General features: G+C 66.5%; 19 protein-coding genes and 1 pseudogene. 14 read left to right on the forward strand and 6 right to left on the reverse strand.

What is annotated here, in order from left to right; all coding sequences use genetic code 11:
- Nucleotides 1-171 precede the first annotated feature (171 nt).
- The 4 genes from ACZ69Q_RS34870 to ACZ69Q_RS34885 form a co-directional block, all read right to left on the reverse strand.
- The gene (locus ACZ69Q_RS34870; protein WP_471049902.1) at nt 172-1,122 is read right to left on the reverse strand and encodes a ThiF family adenylyltransferase; all 951 of its coding nucleotides are present in this window, start codon (nt 1,120-1,122) and stop codon (nt 172-174) included.
- Between the two features lie 41 nt (nt 1,123-1,163).
- Nucleotides 1,164-2,402 carry a hypothetical protein gene (locus ACZ69Q_RS34875; protein WP_471049905.1) on the reverse strand — a complete coding sequence of 413 codons (1,239 nt, stop codon included), beginning with the start codon at nt 2,400-2,402 and terminating at the stop codon, nt 1,164-1,166.
- A 2-nt stretch (nt 2,403-2,404) separates the two neighbouring features.
- Nucleotides 2,405-4,366: a B12-binding domain-containing radical SAM protein gene (locus ACZ69Q_RS34880; RefSeq protein WP_471049908.1), complete on the reverse strand. Its 1,962-nt coding sequence runs from the start codon at nt 4,364-4,366 to the stop codon at nt 2,405-2,407.
- Nucleotides 4,367-4,456: 90 nt separating this feature from the next.
- The gene (locus ACZ69Q_RS34885; protein WP_471049910.1) at nt 4,457-4,618 is read right to left on the reverse strand and encodes a hypothetical protein; all 162 of its coding nucleotides are present in this window, start codon (nt 4,616-4,618) and stop codon (nt 4,457-4,459) included.
- A 746-nt stretch (nt 4,619-5,364) separates the two neighbouring features.
- On the opposite strand from ACZ69Q_RS34885, the gene ACZ69Q_RS34890 reads away from it, so the two are divergent.
- The 7 genes from ACZ69Q_RS34890 (at nt 5,365) to ACZ69Q_RS34920 (ending at nt 12,984) form a co-directional block, all read left to right on the forward strand.
- Nucleotides 5,365-6,603: a cytochrome P450 gene (locus ACZ69Q_RS34890; RefSeq protein WP_471049912.1), complete on the forward strand. Its 1,239-nt coding sequence runs from the start codon at nt 5,365-5,367 to the stop codon at nt 6,601-6,603.
- Between the two features lie 18 nt (nt 6,604-6,621).
- The gene (locus ACZ69Q_RS34895; protein ID WP_471049914.1) at nt 6,622-7,275 is read left to right on the forward strand and encodes a cobalamin-dependent protein; all 654 of its coding nucleotides are present in this window, start codon (nt 6,622-6,624) and stop codon (nt 7,273-7,275) included.
- 149 nt (nt 7,276-7,424) lie between these two features.
- On the forward strand, nt 7,425-7,844 hold the full coding sequence (locus tag ACZ69Q_RS34900; RefSeq protein ID WP_471049916.1) for a DUF5825 family protein: 420 nt from the start codon (nt 7,425-7,427) through the stop codon (nt 7,842-7,844).
- 149 nt (nt 7,845-7,993) lie between these two features.
- A complete protein-coding gene (locus tag ACZ69Q_RS34905; protein WP_471049919.1) occupies nt 7,994-9,265 on the forward strand; it encodes an MFS transporter in 1,272 nt (423 codons plus the stop codon).
- A gap of 53 nt (nt 9,266-9,318) precedes the next feature.
- On the forward strand, nt 9,319-11,235 hold the full coding sequence (locus tag ACZ69Q_RS34910; RefSeq protein WP_471050285.1) for a RiPP maturation radical SAM C-methyltransferase: 1,917 nt from the start codon (nt 9,319-9,321) through the stop codon (nt 11,233-11,235).
- Nucleotides 11,232-11,804, forward strand: a complete 573-nt coding sequence (locus ACZ69Q_RS34915) for a DUF5825 family protein (protein WP_471049922.1) — start codon at nt 11,232-11,234, stop codon at nt 11,802-11,804. Before ACZ69Q_RS34910 ends, ACZ69Q_RS34915 begins: the two co-directional genes overlap by 4 nt.
- Nucleotides 11,797-12,984 (forward strand): cytochrome P450, encoded by a 1,188-nt coding sequence (locus tag ACZ69Q_RS34920; RefSeq protein ID WP_471049925.1) that lies wholly within the window; start codon nt 11,797-11,799, stop codon nt 12,982-12,984. Before ACZ69Q_RS34915 ends, ACZ69Q_RS34920 begins: the two co-directional genes overlap by 8 nt.
- Here ACZ69Q_RS34920 and ACZ69Q_RS34925 read toward each other — a convergent pair.
- Nucleotides 12,907-13,554 carry a transposase gene (locus ACZ69Q_RS34925; protein WP_471049927.1) on the reverse strand — a complete coding sequence of 216 codons (648 nt, stop codon included), beginning with the start codon at nt 13,552-13,554 and terminating at the stop codon, nt 12,907-12,909. The genes ACZ69Q_RS34920 and ACZ69Q_RS34925 overlap by 78 nt on opposite strands.
- A gap of 1,118 nt (nt 13,555-14,672) precedes the next feature.
- Between ACZ69Q_RS34925 and ACZ69Q_RS34930 the strand changes: the two genes are divergently transcribed.
- The 4 genes from ACZ69Q_RS34930 (at nt 14,673) to ACZ69Q_RS34945 (ending at nt 17,315) form a co-directional block, all read left to right on the forward strand.
- Nucleotides 14,673-15,098: an STAS domain-containing protein gene (locus ACZ69Q_RS34930; protein ID WP_471049930.1), complete on the forward strand. Its 426-nt coding sequence runs from the start codon at nt 14,673-14,675 to the stop codon at nt 15,096-15,098.
- A gap of 56 nt (nt 15,099-15,154) precedes the next feature.
- Nucleotides 15,155-15,760, forward strand: a complete 606-nt coding sequence (locus tag ACZ69Q_RS34935; RefSeq protein ID WP_471049932.1) for a hypothetical protein — start codon at nt 15,155-15,157, stop codon at nt 15,758-15,760.
- The gene (locus tag ACZ69Q_RS34940) at nt 15,757-16,500 is read left to right on the forward strand and encodes an ANTAR domain-containing protein (protein WP_471049935.1); all 744 of its coding nucleotides are present in this window, start codon (nt 15,757-15,759) and stop codon (nt 16,498-16,500) included. Before ACZ69Q_RS34935 ends, ACZ69Q_RS34940 begins: the two co-directional genes overlap by 4 nt.
- Nucleotides 16,501-16,598: 98 nt before the next feature.
- Nucleotides 16,599-17,315: a GAF and ANTAR domain-containing protein gene (locus tag ACZ69Q_RS34945; protein ID WP_471049938.1), complete on the forward strand. Its 717-nt coding sequence runs from the start codon at nt 16,599-16,601 to the stop codon at nt 17,313-17,315.
- A 71-nt stretch (nt 17,316-17,386) separates the two neighbouring features.
- Here the strand turns inward: ACZ69Q_RS34945 and ACZ69Q_RS34950 are convergent, their stop codons facing one another.
- Nucleotides 17,387-18,148 carry a DUF1206 domain-containing protein gene (locus ACZ69Q_RS34950; protein WP_471050288.1) on the reverse strand — a complete coding sequence of 254 codons (762 nt, stop codon included), beginning with the start codon at nt 18,146-18,148 and terminating at the stop codon, nt 17,387-17,389.
- A gap of 217 nt (nt 18,149-18,365) precedes the next feature.
- On the opposite strand from ACZ69Q_RS34950, the gene ACZ69Q_RS34955 reads away from it, so the two are divergent.
- The 3 genes and pseudogenes from ACZ69Q_RS34955 to ACZ69Q_RS34965 all read left to right on the forward strand — a co-directional run bounded on the left by ACZ69Q_RS34955 (nt 18,366) and on the right by ACZ69Q_RS34965 (nt 22,882).
- Nucleotides 18,366-19,700 (forward strand): extracellular catalytic domain type 1 short-chain-length polyhydroxyalkanoate depolymerase, encoded by a 1,335-nt coding sequence (locus ACZ69Q_RS34955; protein ID WP_471049941.1) that lies wholly within the window; start codon nt 18,366-18,368, stop codon nt 19,698-19,700.
- Between the two features lie 410 nt (nt 19,701-20,110).
- Nucleotides 20,111-21,940 (forward strand): annotated as a pseudogene (locus ACZ69Q_RS34960) (S8 family serine peptidase); the annotation flags it as partial.
- Nucleotides 21,941-21,991: 51 nt separating this feature from the next.
- A complete protein-coding gene (locus ACZ69Q_RS34965; RefSeq protein WP_471049943.1) occupies nt 21,992-22,882 on the forward strand; it encodes a nuclear transport factor 2 family protein in 891 nt (296 codons plus the stop codon).
- The last annotated feature ends 613 nt before the right edge of the window (nt 22,883-23,495 follow it).

A 23,495-nucleotide genomic window follows, 5' to 3' on the forward strand; every position in this document is an offset into this window, starting at 1 on the left:
CTACGACAAGATGACCCAGCCCGGAGCAGTGGAACCCGGCACCCACTCGACGCGACAGCCGGGCCCTCAATCCGCACACACCAAGAACCCCACCCGAGCAAACCGAAAGGTCCGCCGAAAAGCTGACGGACCCTCACGAAAGATCGAGGCCAGAGCTCACCTTCCGCACTCTCAGGTCAAAGCCGTCCCCAGCAGCTCGACGCGATGCGAAGTCGTTCGGGCGCTCACACCGAGTATGCCGAAGATGAGATCACGGCCCATCGTCGCGCCCACCAGCGTATTGACCGGGCCGAACGAGGCCGCCATCGGTGTGACCGCGGCTCCGGCCGTGGCCTTTGCCTCTTGGCGTGACGCGATGAAGGCCGGGACATCGGCGGGCCGGATCAGCGGGCCACTCGACCCTACTCGCAGGCCGCAACCTCCCGTGATCATCGACGCCCCGCGTTCAAGACAGGCTCGAGCGCACAGTTCCGGCAGCGATGCAGGACGGTCGGCCGCGACAACGAGGAACCCACCTTCGCGCAGGTACGGCACCAACGCCTCGCTGGTCGTGATGGTTTCCATGACGGCGGTCGGCTCCGCTTCAGGGAAGCGTTCAAGCACCCACTCGCGGGCCACATCGACCTTTGCCCGTCCGACGTCACAACGCCGGTAGAGATATTGGCGGTTCAAGTTCTCCAGCGCGACCCGGTCGCCGTCCACGAGCGTGAGCCCGCCCACGCCCGCGCCCACGATCTCAGCCAGCACCGCGCCGCCGATGCCGCCGACGCCGAGAACGGTCACGTGCGCCGCGCGCAGCCGATCCTGTGCCGCGCCGGCATCCAGACCCAAGGCCGCGAAGTATTCGACCTGGTTCCTCCAAGCGGACGAGTGCCACGAACGGTCGAACGGTGCGACTACGAGGCGAAGCCGAAGAAGCGTACGCACGATGGCGTCCACTTGGCTTCCGCTCGGCGCTGGGAGGCCGGCCGGCTCGTCGGAGATCGCTTTGAGCCATTCGAACATCGATTCAGGGCAGCGTCGGACCAGCAGTACCTGGTCGGAAAAAACGCGCAGCTCGTCGCCGTCGCGGGACCAGGTCGCCGCGGGCGAGAGAACGTAGCGGTCGATTCCGTCAGCCATCCCTGGCCTTCCTTTGTAGCGAGATCACCGTTTGGCGACGGTCATGAAGAATCGGCGTTCCAGATGAACCGGGGGAAGCGCACGGCGCCCATCGGTGGCCAGGGCCGACCGGCCAGCGCCTCGCGCTGCAGCCAGTGGCCTCGGAGACGCAGGAGCGGCAGGTCCGGACACTGCTCGCGGACCGCCCGACGCAGCTCGTCGTACGCCGCATCGTCGTCCGGGACTTCGGACAGCCGGTGCAGCAGCGGCGCGAGGACGGGGTCACGGCGCGCCGGGTCGAGCAGGTCCAGAGCACAGATCGGATCCTCGAAGAGCGGGCCTCGCAACGCGAGGAGCACGTCGCAGGACTGCGCCGAACCCGAGACGAAGTCGGCGGGTGCCAGCTCGACCTCGACACCGAGGTTCTCGGTCAGTTGGGCCGCGACCTCTTCGGCCACGTCCCGGTTGGGGTAGTAGTCCCAGTACCCCAGGCGCAGCCGTACGCCGGAGCCGACGGTGCTGGGCGGTGCCTCGACGTGGTGGTCGGGTGCTGCCGACTCCGCACCGTTCCAGCACCGTGCGACAAGGCGGTCGTAGCGAATCGCGCCGAGGAGCCGGCGACGGAACTCCGCGTCGCCCACCGCCGACGGGCTGTCGGGGTTGATCTCCAGACGCATCTCGATCGCGGTCGGTGCCGTGTGGAACACCTGGCTGTCCGCGAAGTCCGGGACACGGTCGAGCGGAAACGCCGTCGCGCACGTCACATCGACCTCGCCCCGCCGGAACCTCTCCGGGGCGTCGTGCGGATCGCGGCGGACGAGCACCCGAACAGGTGGCGTGCCGGCCTTGACGGGTTCGAGCCAGTACTCGTCATCGGCGGTGCGCACGGCACGCTCGTACGTCCCGGAGGACAGTTGCCCGCAGGACGAGATCGGAGCGAGATCGACGCTGCGGAGCAGGCTGGGAAGGTGCGGCGCCCGGCGGCGGAGCTCGACGACGAGCGCATCCTTCGATGTGCGGACCGCGCGGATGTCGCGCAGGAACCGCTGGAGCGACGGAACCGTGAGCGCGGTCCGAATCGCCCGGGCGTGATCGCGCGCACGCACCGGGCTCCCGTCGGAGAAGGACGCGCCCTGCTGGACGCGGTAGTGCTGGCTCAGCCCGTCGTCCGCGACCCACATGAGATCGAGCCGGCTGCGTTGGCTCGCCGCGGCGAACCAACTGCTCAGGTAGTCGCCTCCCGTGGGCCCGTGCCATCGAATCGGGTCGTCGTCCACCTCGACAATGACGGGGCGCGTCACGTTCACGTGGTCACGAGGGGGCTGTCGACCACCGGAGGAGTCCGTTCGGGGGCGTCCGGCGAGGCGTCGATCTGCGCACACAACCCTGCCACCGCCGTCGCGACCTCGCGCGGCCGGCCAGGGGCGATGTTCGCGAGGAGAGCTTCGCGTTCTTCCCGCCCGCGCGGCATGAGGGCCTTGAACACCTTGGCCTGCGCCGGCGTCAGGCGGAGAGTCGACACCTCTGCCTCACTTGCGCGATACACGACCACGACCGTCGGGCGGCTCAGCTCCGGCTTCCAGGTGATTTCGCGCGGGTCGGAGATCATCGTGACGACGTCGACATCGAAGTCAGCGATCAGGAAGTGCGGCTTTTCCTCCACGGTGGCGGGCCGCCGGTATACGTTGACGAGCTCTTCCTCGACCTCGTCCCCCCGGAACTCCGCAAGCATCGAGTCGTATGCGAACAGCGCCCCGGCGGCTTGCGCATGCACGCCCTCCATGTGCGCCAGAATCTCAGCGAGCGCATCCTCGATGGGCATAGCAGCCCGTTCGAGCAGTGCGTCGATGAAATCAACGTACGTGTGTCCCGCACCCTGCTTGAGGAATCGCAGCAGGTGGTAATAGCGGCGCGTGAAATACCGTGAAAGACGCAACACGTCCTGGTAGTACTCGTAGTCCCGATTCCCGCTGCGAATGAAGCTGAATCCGGTGAAGGTCGCCAGATTGTCCTTGATGAGCGCGCGGTCGTCCGACGGGAGGAAGGTGCCCATGACGTCGAGTCCGCTTTCGAGCGGTTCGAGTTCAGCCCGGTACTCATCCGTGATCTCAGCGCCGGGAAGCGGCTGAAGCACACTGAGGTCACTGTTGACGGCACCGTAGGCGATCGCGTCGAAGACGACCTCCAGTGCCTTCTCGAGGTCTTCAGGGCTCTCGTCCGGGTATCCCACGATCGTGTTCGTCTCGAACTGGATACCGACTTCCTGGGCGGACCGGAAGAACTCGTAGGTCCGCTTCGTCGATGGCATCTTCAGCATGGCCTTGAGGATCTTCTCCGACCCCGCGTCCGTGCCGCAGAAGATGTTAAAGCATCCCGCGTCGGCCATGCGCCGCAGAAGGGACGGGTTGACATTGTCCGGTCGGACCGCGCAGCCCCACTCGAACATGTCGTTGTGCTCGGAGAAGTAGGAGACGAACTCGTCAAGATACGTGCGCTTGTTGGCGAAGTTGTCGTGCAGGAAGTTGAACTGGGTCACCCCGTACGTGCGGTGCAGGAAGCGAAGCTCATCGAGGATGACCGCAGGATCCTTGATGCGGAAGTCGCGGTCCCAAAACGTCGACGTCATGCAGAACTTGCACGAGTAGGTACACCCGGAGCCGATGTGCACGTCGAAGATGTGCGGGGTCGACAGCCGGATGTAGTCGCCCATCGGGACGGCGTCATACGCGGGCATCGGCACGAGGTTCAGGTTCGTGGTCGGCTGCGGCCCGCTGGACACGGCCTGACCGTTCTTGCACGACCAGAAGCCGCGTACCCCGGCGGGATCGGCCCCGTCGGCAATGGCATCCGCGAGGGCGGTGATCGCGAGCTCTCCCTCGCCGCGGCACACGAAGTCGACGCAGTCGGCGAAGCGCGGGAGGGCATCGGGGAAGACACCGAACGTCCCGGGTCCACCGAGAACCACCGTGACATCGGGCCGGAGCCGCTTGACCTCACGCCCGATGAGAAGGCATGCCGGGAGGGTGTCCGCGAGACAGGTGAGGCCGAGAATGTCGGGATCGGCGGCGAGGAATCGAGCGCAGGTCTGGTCGAGCCAGTCGGCATCACCGGGCTCGAAGGCACCGATCCGGTGCTCGTACTCCAGGTCGACGACGACGGTGGGATGAGCATGCGCCATCAGTGGTGAGGCGATGCAGAGCAGTCCGAGAGGAACGAAGAACGGAGAATTGACATCGGAATTGATCAAGGGCCGGCCGAGCGTCACGCGAGCATGCCGCGTGGACGATCGAACCGACACCTGGCCCTCCCCAGCAAACGAGAGGGCCAGTCGCTTCTGAGTCGGCATCAGGTGCGATCAGCAGCGCCGCGCAACGATGGCACCCAAAGTAGCCGATGACAGGGTGATCAACTCGACGTCATCGGCAAGGTCAAGACCTTCCTCGTCGGAGAAGAGCACCATGTCCGGCTCCGCCTCGTCCGTCACGGTCACCGAGCGTTCCTGCACTGCCTGCGCCATCTTTGACCCCTCTTTGCCTTGACTGGCTCCAACATCCTTATCTCATACAGTCTTTGGCGTCTCGTCAATGGGGTGTGCACGCGTTTCCCGGTGCCACACCTGATCCCGGATCCGTCGGCCGATGTGCGGCAGTGATGTCGCCGGGAATGAGGAAGTGCCCTGTGGCCTGCGACGATTGGAGTCGGGGCCCTCGTCGCGCCAGAGGGGGAAGCAGTACTTCACCACTTCGGATGGGGGCATTTCGTGAGGAAGGAACTGCTGACGACCCGTGCGGTTCCGGCAGAGGCTCGCGTGCGCAAACTCCGCATCGCGTACTTGCCCCGATGTCCGCTGACTGACGGATGCCGGGGCATTCCCGCCCCTTGTAGGGCTTGATCGATTCTGGGTAGGCTGCTGCCGGTTCGGAACAGTGCCAAGCGGAGAGGTCGCCGTTTGATGCTGCTCACCTTCAGCGGACAAGGGCTGAACATGGATGGTTTCCCGCCATGTGGCGCAAAAGGTCAAGGCACCGGAATCCGCAGGTCGCGGAAGCCGATTCGGCGATCACTCCATTCAACCAGCCCAGTCATTCAGGGCATTCGGCAGGGCCTTCCTGCCGGCGGCCATGAGGTGTCTTGAGCTGAGGAATCGTCTCCCGACGAACACTCGGCCCATGGTTCGTGCATCTGTCTGGAGGGTGTCGGTGCCATCGGCCCCCGCTTTCGATGTGTCTTCCGTTATGTGACATTCGGGACGGAGCTAGGATTGTGACGTCTTCGCAGGCCAACGTTCCTGATCTGGAATCCACGGCAGTCCCGTTCTTTCCGATTCCCAGGGCGCCTGGTTGTCCGCTGGATCCGGCACCGGAGCTCGCCGAGCTACAGGAACGGGCGCCGCTGGTCCGAGTTCGGCTTTGGGACGGCAGCACTCCGTGGCTGGTGACGAGGCATGCGGAGCAGTGCGCGCTGCTGTCGGACCGCCGGGTCAGCGCGGACTGGATGCAGCCGGGCTACCCGTTCCACAGTCAGTTTCTGCAGGACCACCATGAAGAAGGCCAGTTCCTGACCGCCATGGAAGGCCCCGAGCACCTCCGGCTGCGCCGGATGATCGCCCGGCCGTTCACCCCCCGCAAGGTCGAGCAACTGCGGCCCACAGTCCAGCAAGTCGTCGACGACCACATCGATGCTCTGCTGGCCGGCCCGAAGCCGGCGGATTTCGTGGCGGATTTCGCCCTGCCGATTCCGTCCATCACCATCTGCCACGTGCTCGGCGTCCCTTACGAGGACCACGACTTCTTCCACCACGCCATCAGGACAATGACCGGCAGCGACGTCCCGGACGACGCCGTGAACAAGTCCCAGCGCGAGCTGTATTACTACCTGGCCAAGCTGATCGGCCGTAAGCTCGCTGACCCCAAGGACGACCTGCTGTCCCAACTGGCCACCGAACGGCTGGCCACCGGCCAGTTGAACCGGCACCAGATGGTGATGCTGGTGCTGTTCCTGCTGATCTCGGGGCACGAGACCACGGCCAGCATGATTGCGCTGGGCACGCTGGCCCTGTTGCAACATCCCGACCAAATCACTGTGCTGAAGGACTCCGACGGCCCCGAGGTCGCCGCGGCCGTCGACGAGCTGCTGCGGTACCTGACCACCGTTCAGCCCGGCCGTCGCCGCGTGGCCGTGGAGGACATCGAGATCGCCGGGGAGGTGATCCGCGCCGGCGAGGGTCTGATCCTCCCGGAGGAGATCGGCAACCGCGACGAAAGCGTGTTCCCCGATGCCGGGGTGCTGGACCTGCGCCGCGATGCCAGCCAGCAGCTCGCCTTCGGGTTCGGTGTGCACAAGTGCACCGGCCAACCGCTGGCCCGCCTGGAGCTCCAGGTCGTGTTCGCCGCCTTGTTCCGGCGCATTCCGACACTGGCCCTGGCCGCCGACCTCGGCGACCTCCCGTTCATGGACGACGGGCTCGGGTACGGCGTCAAGAAGATGCCCGTGAGCTGGTAGGTGAATGAGGTTGAGCCGGTGACAGGAGCCGGAGTGGAGTTGTTGCAGATCGGGCACGACCGGCCGGAGCCGAGTCTGCCGGTGGTGGAGGAGGGCGCGCTCTCGGTCACGCTGGTGTGCATGCCCTGGGCTCCGGTCGACATGCCGTCCCTGGCCATCAGCACGATCGCCCCGCTCTTCGCAGGGCGGGGCGAAGTCGGACGGCTGGATGCCCTCTACGCCAACATCCGGTGGCTCCTGGCCCAGCTCGTCGACAAAGCAGGGGGCGGCGCGGAGCATCTCGCAGAGATCGTCGAGTCCCGTGCGGACGTGGTCGGCCTGACGACGACCTTCGATCAGAACATCGCCTCGTTCGCGCTTGCGCGGCGGGTGAAGGAACTGTCCCCGACCACCGTCACGGTTCTCGGCGGGGCGAACTGTGACGGCGTCCAGGGCACGGCGATCCACCAGGCCCGCACCGAGATCGACTATGTCGTCCGGGGCGAGGCGGAGCACTCGATCGGACCGCTCGTCGAGCACAGCGCGACGTCTCGGAGTGGTCGGACCGATCCACAGGACGAAGCGGCACGCGATGGCCGACTCGAAGCGCTCGTCGAGGAGTGGACCACGCTCGGGCTCACGTTCCGCGAGGGTTCGACCTACCCGGCACTCGCGACGGGACCGCGTTGGTGACCCCGCCGGCAGCACGCCCGCGGACGAGCCGTCGGCACCTGTTCGCGACGATGGAATTCCGTTCCGTCGGCAATCGGTCGGACCTCGTCTCCCTGGCGCGAAGGGGTTACGCCGGATTGCGGTTGTCCGGACATCACGTGATGCCCTCCATGCCCGATCGCGATCTCGTCGCCCTGATCGCACTGCTGCGCGACGCGCGCGGCGTCGGCCTGCGGGTCTTGTGGAGTGGCGAATGCGGCGACCTCGACGTCCGATGCCTCCAGCACCTCGATCCGCCGCGTCGGCCTGACGGCACTTTCGTATGGTCGCCACGAGCTGATGCGCAGCTTTTCGCACGGCGCGGTCCGACGGTCATCTCCGTCGACGACACGCGTCTGGGTTCCCGCCGACGCATCGTCATCGACCGCTCCACACCCGAGGCGAACGTTCTCGAGGCCGTCGACTGGGAACGCGAGATCACGACCATGGAGCGGACCGGCCTTCACAGCCTCACACTGGACGGCTTGGCTTTCTCTTCCGGTGACTACTGTGTGGGCCTACCCGTACGCCAGGGGATCTGGTGTGTCTGAGAACGTGTTCCACCGAAGATGGCCGCGGCGCCGGCAACGGTTCCCGGAGGGTCGGCCCCATGTCCTGCGCGAATTACGGCTGGAGGTTCCAGTCGACGGCGGAGGCCCAACACCAATGATCACCGGAGTCACCAGGGGGAGCCCGCAGCATGACCGGCACCACGGAGGCCCTTGGCGGATCGGCTGCAGTCGACGATGCAGCACGAAGCGTCACGCGCCCGTTCTACGTATACGCCGTGCTCGCCAACACGATGTTCCAGCGCGGCGTATTCGTCCTCTTCCTCTATGAGCGAGGCTTCTCCGTCGGGCAAGTGGCCCTACTGCAGACCCTGATCTTCCTGGTCAGCGGACTTGCAGAGATGCCGACAGGAATCATCGCCGACCGAATCGGCAGGCGCGCCAGCATCGTGATCGGCCAGGTGCTGATTGCTGGATGTCTGCTCGGTCAGGGGACGTTCTCCAACTACTGGGTGTTCCTCGCGCTGTTCATCGGGCAGGGCGTGGGCATGGCATGTGTGTCCGGTTCGGACACCGCCCTGCTGTACGACCTGCTCGTGCGTCGTGGTGCAACGGCCAGCTACGTCAAGATCAAGTCCCGGTTCACCATGCTCGGGACGGTCACCTCGGGAGTCGCCATCGTCATCGGCGGCCAACTGCAGCAGATTTCCTGGGGAGTCGTCTACGTCGGTTCGGCGGCGTGCCTCGTCATGGCCGTGGTGGTGCTGATGTCACGGGTGCCCGAGATCCGCGGCGTGGACGCGGTGGACGAACAGGACGGAGCCGAGGAGGCGCACAGCGACGCCACGGCTTGGCGGGCGATGCTTCGAGTCGCCACGCCGGCGCTCGTGACGCTTGTCGTGGTGTCCGGATTGATGCATGCGACTTTGACGCCGTACATCATTTTCACGCAGAAGACCCTCTCCGATCAGGGAGCAAGCACCGCATTGGTCAGCGTGGTCATATCGGCGGGATTCTTCGTCGGCGGACTCACTCCCTTGCTCTCGGACCGCGCGAACCGGCGCATCGGGTATCGGGTCATCGCCCCGGTGTCTCTCCTGACGCTCGCCGTGGCGCTCGGCCTGAGCGGCCTCGGCCTTGTCTGGGTCACCATCGCCGCGTTCCTGGTCCTGGTCGGAATTCCCGAGATCACCGCCGTGCTCGTGGACAACGTGTTCAACGAGGCGGTGCCGTCGCGCCATCGGGCGAGCCTGCTGTCGATGATCGCATTCGTGGAGTCGGCGCTCATCGGCACCGGCTATCTCGTCCTCGGCGTTCTCATGGACGGGTTGGGCTCCAGTGTGGGCATGGCCACCTACGCGGCGGTCCCCCTGCTGGCATGCCTCCTGTGGATGCCGGTGCTCTTCCGAGGGGCACGGGTGACCACCAAGATCGAGAAGCCCGCCGACCAAGAGGCATCCTGAAACGGACCATCTCGAGCAACGCCCCTAATCGATGAGGAGCCGAAGTGGAATTGATGCAGATCGGGCACAAACGACCGGTGCTGGATCTAACCCCGCCGGTCGTCCACGAGGATGCCCTTTCGGTTGCGTTGGTCTGCATGCCCTGGGCCGTGGTTGACATGCCCTCACTGGCGCTGAGCACGATCGCTCCGTTGTTCGAGCAGCGCGGAGAAGTTGAGAAGCTCGACGTCGTCTATGCCAATATTCGGTGGCTTGACTTCTTGGTCCGGGAGGCGGGCCTCGAACGTGAGCACTACGAACTGATCGTCGATGCTGAAGTGTTCGGGGTCGGCGAATGGGTCTTCTCCAGCTATTTCCGCCCCGGTATCGACCCACGCCACACGAGTTTCTATGACCTCGTGAGCGACAGTGAGCACGCTGATGCCTATTGTGCGATGTTCCGCGCGGCGCCTGCCTTCATCGACGAGTTGGCCCGAGATCTCGTAACGTCAGGTGTCGATGTCGTGGGGTTGACGACGACGTTCGATCAGAACATTGCCTCGTTCGCGCTCGCGCACCGTGTCAAGGAGTTGCAGACAAGCATCGTCACGATTCTCGGCGGGGCGAACTGCGACGGCGTTCAAGGTACGGCAGTCCACCGCGCTCGCACGGAGTTCGACTACGTGATCCGGGGCGAGGCGGAGCGCTCGATCGCGCCACTCATCGCCCACATCGCAGGATTTCGTAGCGGTGACGAGAAAAGGCATGACGAACTGCTGCGTGCCGTGCCTGGCCTGTGCTGGCGATCCGACATCGATGGAGCCTCGGTAAGCAACCCCATCGGACCGACACCCGTCTCCATGAACGCGGTGCCGGAGCCTGTCTACGATCACTATTTCCGCGATTTGCGGAAGTCTCCGGCCGGTCCATTCGTCGATGTCAAGATTCCTCTGGAGGCCAGCCGCGGATGCTGGTGGGGTGCGAAGCACCATTGCACATTTTGCGGCTTGAACGGGTCGGCCATGGCCCATCGCGCAAAGCCCGCCGAGCGCGTGCAAGCGGAGGCCAGCCGGGCTATCCATCGGCACAACGTGCTTGACCTGGTGTTTGCTGACAACATCTTGGCGCCCGAACATGTCATTCAACTGACCACGGATATGGCACTGCCCGCTGAATGGGACGTCCGGTTGTTCGCCGAGGTGAAGTCGAACCTCAATTTCAGTCAACTCGAGTCCCTTGCGCGCGCCGGTTTCACGCAACTACAACCGGGTGTCGAGAGCCTCTGCACACCCATCCTACGCATCATGCGCAAGGGTGTGACCGGGTGGCAGAACGTGCGATTCCTACGAGACTGTGCCACCTGCAGGATCTATCCGTCGTGGAACATCCTGGTGGGTTTCCCCGGTGAGGATGACCGCGACTACACGGCGTTGATCGACTCGCTCCCATCCCTCCATCATCTGACGCCGCCCGCCGGGGCGTTCCCGATCAAACTGGAACGCTTCAGCCCCTACTTCGACGATCCAGAACTCGGTCTCCGGGCTCTCGGTCCCTCGCGCAACCTGGTGAGCGCTTACGAGGGGGTAGTGGACGCCCTCGATGACCTCGTTTACGTGTTCGAGTCCGAGCCCGCCGGCATATCACCTGAGACGGGTGAGATGTTGCGCGAAGCGGTCGCGAACTGGAAGTCCACCGCATCGACTTCTCGGCTGGTCGCTCTGCCGGCGCCGGACGACTCGCTCGTCGTCGTCGACGACCGGCCCGCCTGGCCCTCCCGTGAGGTGGTGCTTCAACCGGGTCTCGAGGCCGAGGCCTACCGTGCACTGGCCAAGGGTAAAACGCTTCCTGCACTCGCTTCCGCGATGCGCTCGCTCGGGATTGCAGTGCGGGAAGGCCAGCTCGAAGAGCTCGTTGAGAACTGGACAGAGCTCGGAATCGTTTTTCATGAGGATTCCACCTATTTGGCGCTCGCGACAGGATTGCGTTGGTGACGAAGCAGACAGCACAGCGGCGGTCGAACCGACGAAGGCTCTTCGCGCCAGTGAATCTCCACTCGGTGCAGAGCAGGGAGAATCTCGTCACCCTGACCCGGTCGGGATACGCCGGGGTTCGACTGGTCGGTCATTTTGCCATGTCGGAGATGGGCGATCGCGAACTCGTCTCCTTGATCGCGCTGCTCCGCGACGCGCGCGGCGTTGGTTTGCGGGTTTCGTGGAGCGGCGACTGTGGCGCCCTCGAGGTCGGGTGCCTTCGCCACCTCGACCCGCCACGGCAGTCGGACGGCACCTTTGCGTGGTCGGCGCAGCAGGGAGGATCCCTTGTCGTTCGACGCGGTCCGACGTTCCTAGCCGTTGAGGACACACGCTACGGGGAGCGACGCCGCTTCGATATCGACCGCTCGGAACCGGCGGCAGCCGTTCTTGACGAAAGCCGTTGGGGGCACACGATCACCCCCGTAGAGGCGGCCAGTCTGCACGCTCTTGAATTGCACGACCTCGTCTTTCGTTCCGGCGACCACTGTGTGGGTATTGCCGTAAGGCAAGGAGTCTGGTGTGTCTGAAGGCAACATTCTCTTCCGCAAGACACTCGATGAGCGGACTGTGTTGCGAGGGTCGGCGGATCCAGCCGCCACCATCGTTCCGATGCGCATGGGAACGGCAGGAGTGGGACTGCTCGTCAACGATCATCGCGAAGCCACCCGCATCTTGTCCGACGTCGAAACCTACGGCAGTGCGGGCGAACTCATGGCCAGCGTTTTCGACGAGCCGGCCGAGTCGCATCCGGATTCGATCGAGTCGCATCCGGATTCGATGTCCGAGATGGTCTTCGCGGTCAACCAAACCGATGGGGAAGAGCATCGTCGCGTACGGCGCGCACTTCGGAGGGTCATCGATACTCGCGTGCGCGATGTCTCGGACCAACTGATTCAGGATGTCCAACTCTCGATCGAGAGCGCTCTCACCCTGGGAAGGCTCGACGCGGTCGCGTCTATCGGCGTGCCCATCGCCGACAGCGTAATGTCGCGATTGCTTGGACTGGACGAAAACCTCGTCTCGGCCCTGAGGACCGCGGTTTACCAGGGGTACCCGGTGCGCGAACTTGACGCCACGCTCGTCGACTGGGTACGCGACAGGCGTGCTCACGCCGCCGATGACCTCGTGTCGGACCTGATGGCGGAACTACCTTCTCTCGACGATCGACAGGTTGCGGCGAACACTCGACTGCTCGCGCTGTCGGGTGTCGAGGTGTTGGCGGCACTGATTACGAATGGAATCCTCTGCCTGGCGCAAGATCCGAGGGCTCAGAGTCTCGTACGCGATGACGAGACGCTGCTGCCTGGCCTCGTCCATGAGGTGCAGCGGTACGCGAGCCCGATTGCGCGGGGGATCTATCGGATGACGAAGGAGCCATCCGTGATAGGCAAGTACGCAGTTCCCGCAGGTACTTTGCTCGTCATCGGGGTGGACGTTTGCAACAGGGACACGTCAGTGCTTCCCGATGCCCACAGGTTTGACCCCACTCGCGGTCGGGATTTCGAATATCTGACGTTTGGTCACGGGCGGCATTCATGCCTGGGCATTCCAGTCACACGACTCATTGCGGCGCAGGCCTTGCGCGCGTTTCTCTCGGGAACAACGAGTTTCGGCCTGACCGTGGAGCCGTCAGAGCTGCGTTTCCACGATACTGCGGTCATGAACGGTCTTGTCGAACTCCCGATTTGGGTTGATTGCGCGAGCTAGTGTCTCGTGATCCTGATTGCGCCACTTCGCATTGTTATTGACGAGTTTCTTCACGCTGGTCTGGACGAGCCGGCGCCTGCCGTTGATCTTCTTGCCGCCGGCGTAGTCGCGGCTTGCGGCCCCGACCACCGCGTCGGCCCTGACGGACTGCGAGTCGATGACCGCCGCACTCGGCTCCGGCTCCCGTCCCGCCCGTTCGCGGACCCTCCCGCGCAGCCTGTCACGGAGCTCGGCGATCAGCCCGTTGTCCCGCCACCGCCGCCAGAAGGCGTAGACCCGGTCCCAGGGCGGGAAGTCGGCCGGGGCCCGCCACTTGATGCCGCCGTCGACCACGTAGAAGACCGCGTCCAGCATCACGCGGTGGCAGTACTCCTCCGACCTGCCGCCTTTGCCCTCCAGCCAGGTCGGCACCGGCAGCAGCGGCCGGATCTCCTGCCACTGATCGTCAGTCAGATCCGTGTCGTAGGAACGGGCCCAGGCGGGCCGGTCGGCCGCGTTCCCGAACCGGTGGGCGGGGCAATTCCACGCCCCGCAGGATGAGTTGAACTCCTCGCCGTCGACCGCGTACAACAGTGACAACAGGGCCTCCCGGAACGCTCGTTGCCCCAGCACCTCCGAACCGCACCAGAGGCCCCTGTCCTCATGCACGGCCACGGCAGAATCACCCGCCCTGAGAGCCACTTTCGATCACACCGCACTCAAGATCGATAGGACAACGGCTTCTTACAACTGTGGTGGCGCGCTGTCGAGGTCTGTGCAGGGGCGTTCACCGGGGTTCATGGGCGGCTGACCCTCGCTGCGGGGACGGCTCCGGGTCTCGCCTGAACGGCCGTGAACGGCGCTGAATGCGACGGAAACTGAGACGGGCTGCCCCTCTCGATCGTGCCGCTATGCAGCCGGCTGAGTCGAGCAACGAGAAGGCGGCAAGGGTGGTGGCGGGACGGGGGAGGCGCTGAGCCCAGGTACCCGTCTCCTCTGTACAGATCTCTTCTACGCGTGCGGCAAGAATCCCTGGAGCGGCAGCCGGGTCCCCGTACTCATCCAAGGCCTGCTTGTAGCGGACGACCTCGGTTTCGATCTGCATGTTCGCCCGGCTGAAAGGAGATCCAATCTCCCTGCGGGTCGAAGACGTGGCGCATGCCTGTCAGGAGCGAGGTGAGGGACCCTAGAAGTGCAACAACCCAGTTGTCGACTTTTGACCGCGACAGCGAAGGGCACCCCCGCAGCTAGAACAAGGATCGCCAGATCCAGCAGCTTGGCCCTCCAACGGGTGCTGTGGACCGGACCCGGATCCGACACGAGCAGCGGCCTTTCGGTCATGGGTCCAAGTACGGTGCAGGGCACCGGGTATGAGCGCGCCAATACTTCGACATCGTCCACATCCTGAGATGGGGCGGCTTCGGGCCGTCCGTCGCACTGGGGTAGGACTATCGTGCCGTACAAGCGTCCCAGACCCCGGCGGCTTGTCGTTTCGCGACACAGATGGCTGCGTGGAGCGGACCTCTCGTCCGTCACCCGACGCATCCCTGGAGAGAACCGGGCGGGTCCTATGTCCTGTTGCGCAGGTCCTCGGACCGGCCGTCGTTCCGACTCCGCCGCACGTATCCCCTGCCGGCAGCGCGCCAAGATGAGCCGGGACTCCCGGCGTCCCCATCTCGCTGCCGGATGGTCTTCTGAACCGAGGCGTCATGCCCCTCCCACGGCTCACCATCTATCGTCATGACCGACGGAAACGGGCTCTGATCACCCTGGCTGGTGAGATCGACCTGGAATCGGCACCGCTGGTGTGCGCAGCGCTGGCGCGATGCCTGAGCGACGGCATCCGCATCGTCGATGTCGACCTCACCCCTGTGACCTTCTGCGACTGCAGCGGCCTCAACGCCTTCCTCTACGCCGCGCAGCGGACCAAGGAGGCCCACGGGATCCTGCGACTGCACAACCCGCCACAGTCACTGGGGCGGATCCTCGACCTCACCGGCAGCGGATTCCTGCTTCTCGGCCTTCCGCTCGGGCATCTGCCACCGTCTCTCGGGGACATCCCTGACCCGGTCGCTCCAGCCCTGCCGGACCGGAGTGTTCCGCTGGTGGCTGTCCTCTCGGGCGATCTGCGGTGAAGGCCCAGCCCAGGCAGGGGCAGCCGCAAGAGCCGCATGCAGGCGAGTCGTCCACCATGGACGCGGTGCGGTTGCGCCGCGTGAACCGCTGGCTGGCGCAGGACCTGGGCGGAGAGCTGGCGGATCTGTACGTCGACTCCCGAGAGACGTCCGTCGCTGGGGCGTACCGCAGCCGCAGCCGCCAGGACTTCCTGAACCGTCTCACCGGCGACATCCGACGGCCGGGGTTCGCCATGGTGATCGCAGAGACGGACCACCTGGTGGGGTGCGTCTTCGGATTCCCGGTGGCCAGTGACGGCATCTGGTGGCTCGGGTTCGACGGAGCACTGCCGCAGAGCGTCGAGCAGCTCACTGCGTCCGGCGGCGTCTTCGCGATCACCAGCATCCTGGTCCAGCCACACCCACAGGACCAGGACGTGGCCCGCCGTTTGCAGGAGCGGCTGCTGAGCGGCCACCAGGCATCCCTCGGCGCCACCTTGGTGGATCAGGACGATCACCCGACCCTCGCGTCCCTCCGCTCCTGGGGATGGCTGGACATGGGAGAGGTGTGGCGGCCGGCGGGCCCGACAGTGTTCCGTGCGCTGGTATTCCCCCTCGGAGAGCGAACCACGGCGCGGCTGGAGGGCCTGGCCCACGATGCCTGGACGCGGTGGCCCGGATGAGGGCCGACAGCCGGTCGGCCCGCATCCAGGTGGCGGTCGCCGAGCAGGCGGCCCGACGGGGCGGCCCGGTCGGTGTGGTGGACGTGTGCACCGCGGCCGTGGCCGCATTGCCGGTCGGCGGAGCCGGGGTATCGGCGATGTCCAAGACCACCGCAAGCCATCCGCTGTGCAGCACCGACGACATCAGCGAGCAGTTGGAGGAGCTCCAGCTCACCCTGGGCGAGGGCCCCTGCGTGGACGCCTTCACCCACGGCTCGGCCGTCCTGTCCCCCGATCTGCTGACCGGCGGCCTGCAGGACCGCTGGCCCGTGTTCGCCGACGCGGCCTTGGAAGCCGGAGCACGCGCCGTCTTCGCACTCCCCCTGCAGATCGGGGCGATCAGCCCGGGAGTCCTCGACCTGTACGCCGACGTGCCGACCGTGCTGGACGCGGAGGAGCTGGCCGACGCGCTGGCGTTCGCCGATCTCGCGACGCTGCTCCTGCTCGACGGGCGGATCGACGAGACGGGCGCGCAGGCCGGCGCACCGTCACCGAACCACGGCTTCGAGGACCTGGGCGGATACCGGGCAGAGATCGACCAGGCCGCCGGCATCCTCACCGTCCAACTCGGCGTCGGCATCGACGAAGCCTTCGTCCGGCTCCGCGCCTACGCCTATACGCAAGGGCGCCGGCTCGCCGACGTGGCTGCCGACGTGGTGGCCCACCGGCTCCGCTTCTCCCCGGACAGCGAACCGAAATGAACCGACAACGGCAACTGACCCCATCGGTTCAGGCCGACGAACGTGCTGCACTTCCCGCCCCCTCCCGGCGGGACTAGTCTCAATCGAGGGTGTTCACGATGAATCAGCAGCTCCTGGCAAAGACCTTCGTCGAGTTGGCCGACAACCTGGTCGCCGACTTCGACCTCATCGACTTCCTGCGCCTGCTGACCGACCGCTGCGTGAGCATGCTCGACGCGAGCGCCGCCGGGGTGCTGCTCGCCGACCGGGACGGCAAACTGCGCGTGATGGCCGCCTCCGACGAACAGGTGCGCCTGCTGGAGCTCTTCCAGCTCCAGAACGACGAGGGCCCCTGCCTTGAGTGCTTCAGCACCGGCGCACCGGTGATCGTCCCCGACCTGACCCGGGAGGCCGACCGCTGGCCGCGCTTCGTCACGGCGGCCCACCGCAGCGGGTTCGGCGCCGTCCAGGCCCTGCCCATGCGTCTGCGGGACGAGGTCGTCGGCGCCCTGAACCTCTTCCGCGCCGCCCCCGGCCCCTTCGACCCGCCCGCCACACTCATCGCCCAGGCCCTGGCCGACGTCGCCACCATCAGCCTCCTACAGCAACGGTCCGCCCACCGCAGCACCGTGCTCAACGAACAGCTACAGACCGCGCTGAACAGCCGGGTACTGATCGAACAGGCCAAGGGCAAACTCGCCGAACGCCAGAGCATCGACATGGAACGGGCCTTCACCGCCCTGCGCGGCTACGCCCGCGCCCACAACCGGCGACTGTCCGATGTGGCCCGCGCCTTCATCGACGACTCCGAACCCCTCCCCGGGCTGGTGGCCTGACCACCCTGGCGCGGGCTGTCGCCTCCCGCAGACGCTGCCGAAGCGGCGCTGGCAGTGGCTCGGGGCAGCGTTCACAGCCGACGCCAGCGAGCCGAGGCAAAGGAGAAGACACCGAAGAGGATCAGCCCGATCGCGACGGCGACCAGGAGCCACGGTCCCGCCGGTGTCTGCGCGAAGCTCCGGAGCGTCGCGTCCACGCCCTTGGCCTCGTCCGGATCGAAGCGGACGGCCGCCACCAGGACGAAGACCCCGGCCGTGGCGAACACCACGCCACGCGCGACGCCGCCACCCACGCCCAGAGCGGTGACGACCTGCTTCGTACGACGGCTCATGGCGGTGGTGTCCAGATGCCGCAGGAAGCGCCGCATGGCCGCCCGGACGGCGAGTACCGCGCCGATACCGATCAAGAGGCAGCCCGCGGCTCCCACCAATACCTGGCCGTACGACAGTTTGAGCGCCGATGCCGTCCGATCCTGCGACTGCTCGTTGCCGCTGGAGCCCTGGCCGCCACCGGCCGCATACACCGCTGTGGCCCAGCAGACGGCGGCGTAGAAGACCGCCCGCCCGCCGTCGAGGAGTCGCGAACCCGCCTTCCGCCGGGGCACCGTGGTGAGCACGGCGCGGGCTCCCCGCCAGAGCGCCATGGCCGCGAAACCGACGACCAGCGCCCAGAGCATCGCTTTCCCGAAGGGCTGCGTCGCGATCTCGTGCAGTGCGCCCTGCCGGTCCGCCTGGCCCCCGCCGCTCCCGACGGCGATCCGGATGGACAGCAGCCCGATCAGTACGTACACGATGCCGCGCGCGACAAAGCCCGCCCGCCCTGCGGCGGTCAGCGTCTCGCGCTCCGTGGAACAGGCCGAAGGTGTCGAAGCGCTTCACCTGTCGGCTCACGCCAATGAGAAGTCTCTGGCGAAACAAAGGCATGAAGACAACGTGACCTTGCTTCTCCCACGGGCATTGACACCACATCCGGGCCAATGGGAGCGTCGAAGCGCTTCACCAACCGGTCACTTCCCCCCGGCCGCACCGGATCCAGAAAGGACGCCGTCAATGTCCCGGAAGTCCAAGAAGAGAAGCGTCAGAGATGTACTGGTAGCCCTGCTGATGGCGATCTCGCCGCTGATCGCGGCGCTCGGACTGACCGGCGCCTCGGCCACCACCGCGTCGGCGGCGTCACTGACCGAGGTGACCAACTTCGGCAGCAACCCCGGAAACCTGCGGATGTACGTCTACAAGCCCGACAGCGCTCCGGCACGTCCGGCGGTGGTGGTGGCAGTGCACTACTGCACCGGCACGGGGCCCGCCTTCTACTCCAACACGGAGTTCGCCCGCCTGGCCGACCAGCACGGGTTCATCGTCGTCTACCCGGACGCGAACGTCAGCGGGCAGTGCTTCGACGTCTCCTCGCCCCAGGCGCTCAAGCACGACGGGGGCAGTGACCCCACGAGCATCGCCCAGATGGTCCGGTACACCGTGCAGAACATGAACGCCGACGCCGGCCGGGTCTACGTCACCGGCGCCTCGTCCGGCGCGATGACGACCAATGTCATGCTCGGCGCGTACCCCGACCTGTTCAAGGCCGGTGCGGCGTTCATGGGCGTGCCGTTCGGCTGCTTCGCCACCACCGACGGCTCCGGCTGGAACACTGCCTGCGCCACCGGCCAGATCAGCAAGACCCCGCAGGAGTGGGGCGACCTCGTCCGGAACGCCTACCCGGGGTACACCGGCCCCCGGCCGCGGATGCAGCTGTGGCACGGCACCGAGGACGAAGCGCTGTACTACGCGAACTTCCGTGAAGAGATCAAGCAGTGGACCAATGTGCTCGGGGTGAGCCAGACCCCGGTCTACACCGACTCCCCGCAGTCCAACTGGACCCGCACCCGCTACGGCTCCGCCGGCGCGCAGGCACCGGTCGAGGCGAACAGCTTCCAGGGTGTCGGGCACTCCCTGCCCGAAAGCGGCATGGCGGCCCGGGCCATCGCCTTCTTCGGACTCGACGGCTCCGGCGGGACCACCACGGGTCCGGTCCACGCCACCGGTTCCGGCAAGTGCCTTGACGTGCCCGGCCTTTCGCAGACCAACGGCACCCAGACGCAGATCTGGGACTGCAACGGCGGCACGAACCAGACCTGGACCAGGACGTCGGCCAAGCAGCTCACCGTCTACGGCGGTGCGAAGTGCCTCGACGCGGCCGGCGCCAAAGTCGTGATATGGGACTGCAACGGCGGCACCAACCAGCAGTGGAACCTCAACGCCAACGGCACCATCACCAGCGTCCAGTCGGGCCTGTGCCTGGACGTGACCGGTGCCTCCACCGCCAACGGCGCAGCGGTCGGACTGTGGGACTGCAACGGCGGCAGTAACCAGCAGTGGCGCCTCGGCTGACACCAACGCCCAGGACTGGGAGGGCTTCTCGAAACCACACTCGGTTTCGAGAAGCCCTCAAGCTCACACCCCCGACACTGCCCTCCTCTCCGCACGCCCCGCGGGTACACGAGCGACCCACCCCAGACCGTGGCAGCCCCATCTGCGCGGCCCCGCTCTCGGAGACTCGCTCTGGCGACGCAGCCGCCTGGGGCAACCCGATGGTGTGTGGAATGTTTGTGTCAGGGTCGCGATCGCGATACGTGAACTCTCAACAAAATCGGTCTCTTGTGCAAGGCTGGCGATCATCCGGGTTCATGCCCGGACCGCGGCGGTCGAAGTGGCTCGGAATGCCTCGATCCGGCCGCCCATGGCTACGTTCCTTCAGCACCAGGGATCAGGCATGCCCCCCCACCCCCCACCCGGCCCCGATGTCGGGCGCGAGACGCGTCGCCCGTATCGCCGTGGCCGCGGGTCTCGTCGCCGCGCTCGCCGCGACCGGCCCCATACCCGCGGCCTTCGCCACGGACGGCCCCGCCGTCACGACCGACCCCGGCATCAAGTCCGCCCGTGACAAGCTCGGTTCGGACGACGCTGATCTCCTCGCGCAGGCCAACGCACACCGCGAGAAGAACATCACGATGATGATCGCCACAGCGCCGGGGCAGACCGAGAAGGTCGCCCGGGAGCTCGACGCGGTCAAGGGCGGCTCCGTGGGCCGTACGTACGACAAGCTCGGTTACGTACGGGCCACGGTTCCCACCGGCAAGGCGGAGTCGGCCATCGCCGCCGCCGCGAGGCTGTCCTCCGTGCAGGCCATCGACCTGCGCGACGAAATCCCCATGGAGGAGCCGAGTCTCGAACAGGGCAAGTCGAGCGCCTCCGCGGCCACTTACCCCGGCCCGGGCGCCGACACCCCCGCGAGGAACCCCTACAACCCGTCCTTCGAGACGGGTGCCGTCGACTTCGTGAGGAAGAACCCGAAGGCGGACGGCCGGGGCATCACCATCGGTGCCCTCGACACGGGTGTCGACCTCGCCACTCCCGCGTTCCAGAAGACGACGACCGGTGAGCGCAAGATCGTCGACTGGGTGACCGTCACGGACCCGGTCACCGACGGCGACGGCACCTGGCGCCCGATGACCACCTCGGTCTCCGGGCCGGCCTTCACCTTCAGCGGCACGAGCTGGAAGGCCCCCGAGGGCGCGTACCGGGTCAGCGTCTTCCGTGAGTCCGTCACCGTGCAGGGCAAGGTCACGGACAGGCCAGGCCGCTCCGACGGTGACGTCAACCGCGACGGCGACACCACCGACGACTGGGGTGTCCTGTACGACCCGGCCACCGGCACGGTCACCGTCGACGTCGACGACAACGGCGACTTCACCGACGACACCCCGATGAAGCCGTACAAGGACGGCTTCCAGGTCGGCCGCTTCGGCACTGACGACCCGGCCACCGGCATCGCCGAGAGCCAGGCCTTCGTCATGCCCACCGGCAACTCCGGTCCCGGCGCCAACACGGTCGCGGAGCTCGGCCTCGCCGACAAGGTCGTCTCGGTCGGCGCGGGCGTCTCCAAGGAGACCTTCGCCGCCAACTACGGCGCCGCCGTGGCCGACGAGTACCAGATGTTCACCACCTCCGGGCGCGGCCCCCGTGAGGACGGCGGCTTCGCGCCGACCCTCGTGGCCCCCGGCTCCGCGGTCACCACGATCCCGGCCTGGATGCCCGGCTCGTCCCTCGCCGAGTCGGGCTGGAAGCTGCCGGCCGGCTACGCCATGTACAACGGCACCTCGCTGGCGTCCCCGCAGGCGGCGGGCGCGAGCGTGCTGCTGCTGAGCGCCGCGAAGCAGCAGGGCGTCGAGCTGACGTCCGTGAAGCTGCGCACGGCGCTGACCTCGACCGCCCGGCACATCAAGGGAGTTCAGGCGTACGAGGAGGGTGTCGGCCTCATCGACGTCGTCGCCGCCTGGAAGGCGATCAAGGCGGGCGCGACCGCGCACGACTACACGGTGAAGGCCCCGGTCGACACAGTGCTGGACTAGGCGCTGAAGACGCCGGGCTTGGGCACCGGCGTCTACGACCGCGAGGGCGGCCTGAAGGCCGGTCAGAAGAAGACGTACGACGTCACGATCACCCGTACGTCCGGCCCCGACGGCACTGACCGCGACCTGGCAGTCGACCTGGACGACTGGCATACCCACCACGCCTTCGGCGGCGAGGTGCACTGCGGCACCCGCACGATCCGCGCCGCCGGCACCCCCTGGTGGAACTCCCCGAAGTAGAACCGGACTGACCGTACACAGGAGACTCAAGTGAGATACCGCAAGACCCTGCCCTGGCTCGCTGCCGTGGCCTGCTTCTCGACCGCCTGCAGCAGCACGTCCGGCAACGCCCCTGCCACCCCGTCGACGACGTCCGCCGCGGCCCGCTCGGCGTCGGCCTCCGAGGAGCGGAACAAGGCGCTCGTTCTGCGCCTGTACTCGGAGGCGTTCGACAAGGACAAGACCGACGTGGTGAAGGAACTCGTCGGCACCGACTACGTGCAGCACGACAAGTCGGTTCCCGGCGGGTCCGACGGGCAGGTCAAGGAGTTCAAGGTCGTCAAGGCGAAGATTCCCGGTGCGGTGGCGACCGTCAAGCACGTGGCCGCCGAGGGTGACCTGGTGGCCGTGCACTGGCACGCGTCGGCCACCCCGAAGAACGAGGCGACCGGCCAGGCCAAGGCCGACCTGTTCCGGGTCGACAACGGCAAGCTGGTCGAGCACTGGGGCATCACGCAGACCGTGCCGAAGAAGGCAGCCAGCGGGAACTCGCTGTTCAGCGACGTGTACCGGTACCCGAACGGGGAACCGACCCTGTCCGAGGAACAGGAGGAGAAGAACCGGAAGTTCGCCGTCGACGCGTACCGCAAGCTCTCCGACGGTGACGCGACCGTGATCGACAAGAGCTGGGATCCCCGGTACTACCAGCACAACCCGATCGCCCCGAACGGAACGGCCCCGCTGAAGCGGTTCTTCCAGCAGAACACGCAGAACTCCCCCTCGCCCAGCAGTACCGGAGGCGGCGGGACCCGGTTCGGCAACACCCTCGCCGACGGGGACCTGGTGTGGGTCTTCAGCTCCGACTACGTCGTCGTGGACCTCTTCCGGGTGGTCGACGGAAAGAGCATCGAGCATTGGGACGTCGTCGCCGACGGGCAGTAGCCCGGCCGGTTCACGCGGCGGGCACTCCCCTAAAATTGGACTGGATAGCCAACCAACCCCAGGTCGCTGACCTGGGGTTTCATCATGGAGCGGGTGACGAGAATCGAACTCGCGCTCTCAGCTTGGGAAGCGGCGGCGCTTGCACAGGCTCCACGGCTCTGACCGGCACGGCTACGTGGACCTTGGGGGTGGTCGTGTGGGCTGGCTCGAACCGCTGCTGACCGTGGTTTTCCGTTCTTACGGGCACGCGGAGGTCACGGAATCTCGGAAGGGGGGTACGGGCATCGGACTGTCCAGGCCCGACCGGACACCCCAGGGGCGTGAGGCTCTGCCCATCAGCGGCCTCCGGCCGCGGGCCGCCCCCGCATTCCTGGACCACGCACCAGATGCGTGCCGCCCGGACGCGGAGCGAAAGCGGGCGGCCTGGGGGTACCTCCCACGCTCCTGATGAGGGTCTGTTGCGAAAGGGGCGCCGATTCATGACAGTGAGCCACCCGCGTGCCGCTCTGAGGTGACGCGCCGATGGCTCACTGATCACATCGCTCTTCGCGTAGTCCGGTCGCCCCGGCCCGGTTCCGGTCCCTCGCAGAAACCCGATCGGTGCGGCCGGCCG

The sequence above is a fragment of the Streptomyces sp. NPDC036764 genome, from assembly GCF_055609385.1.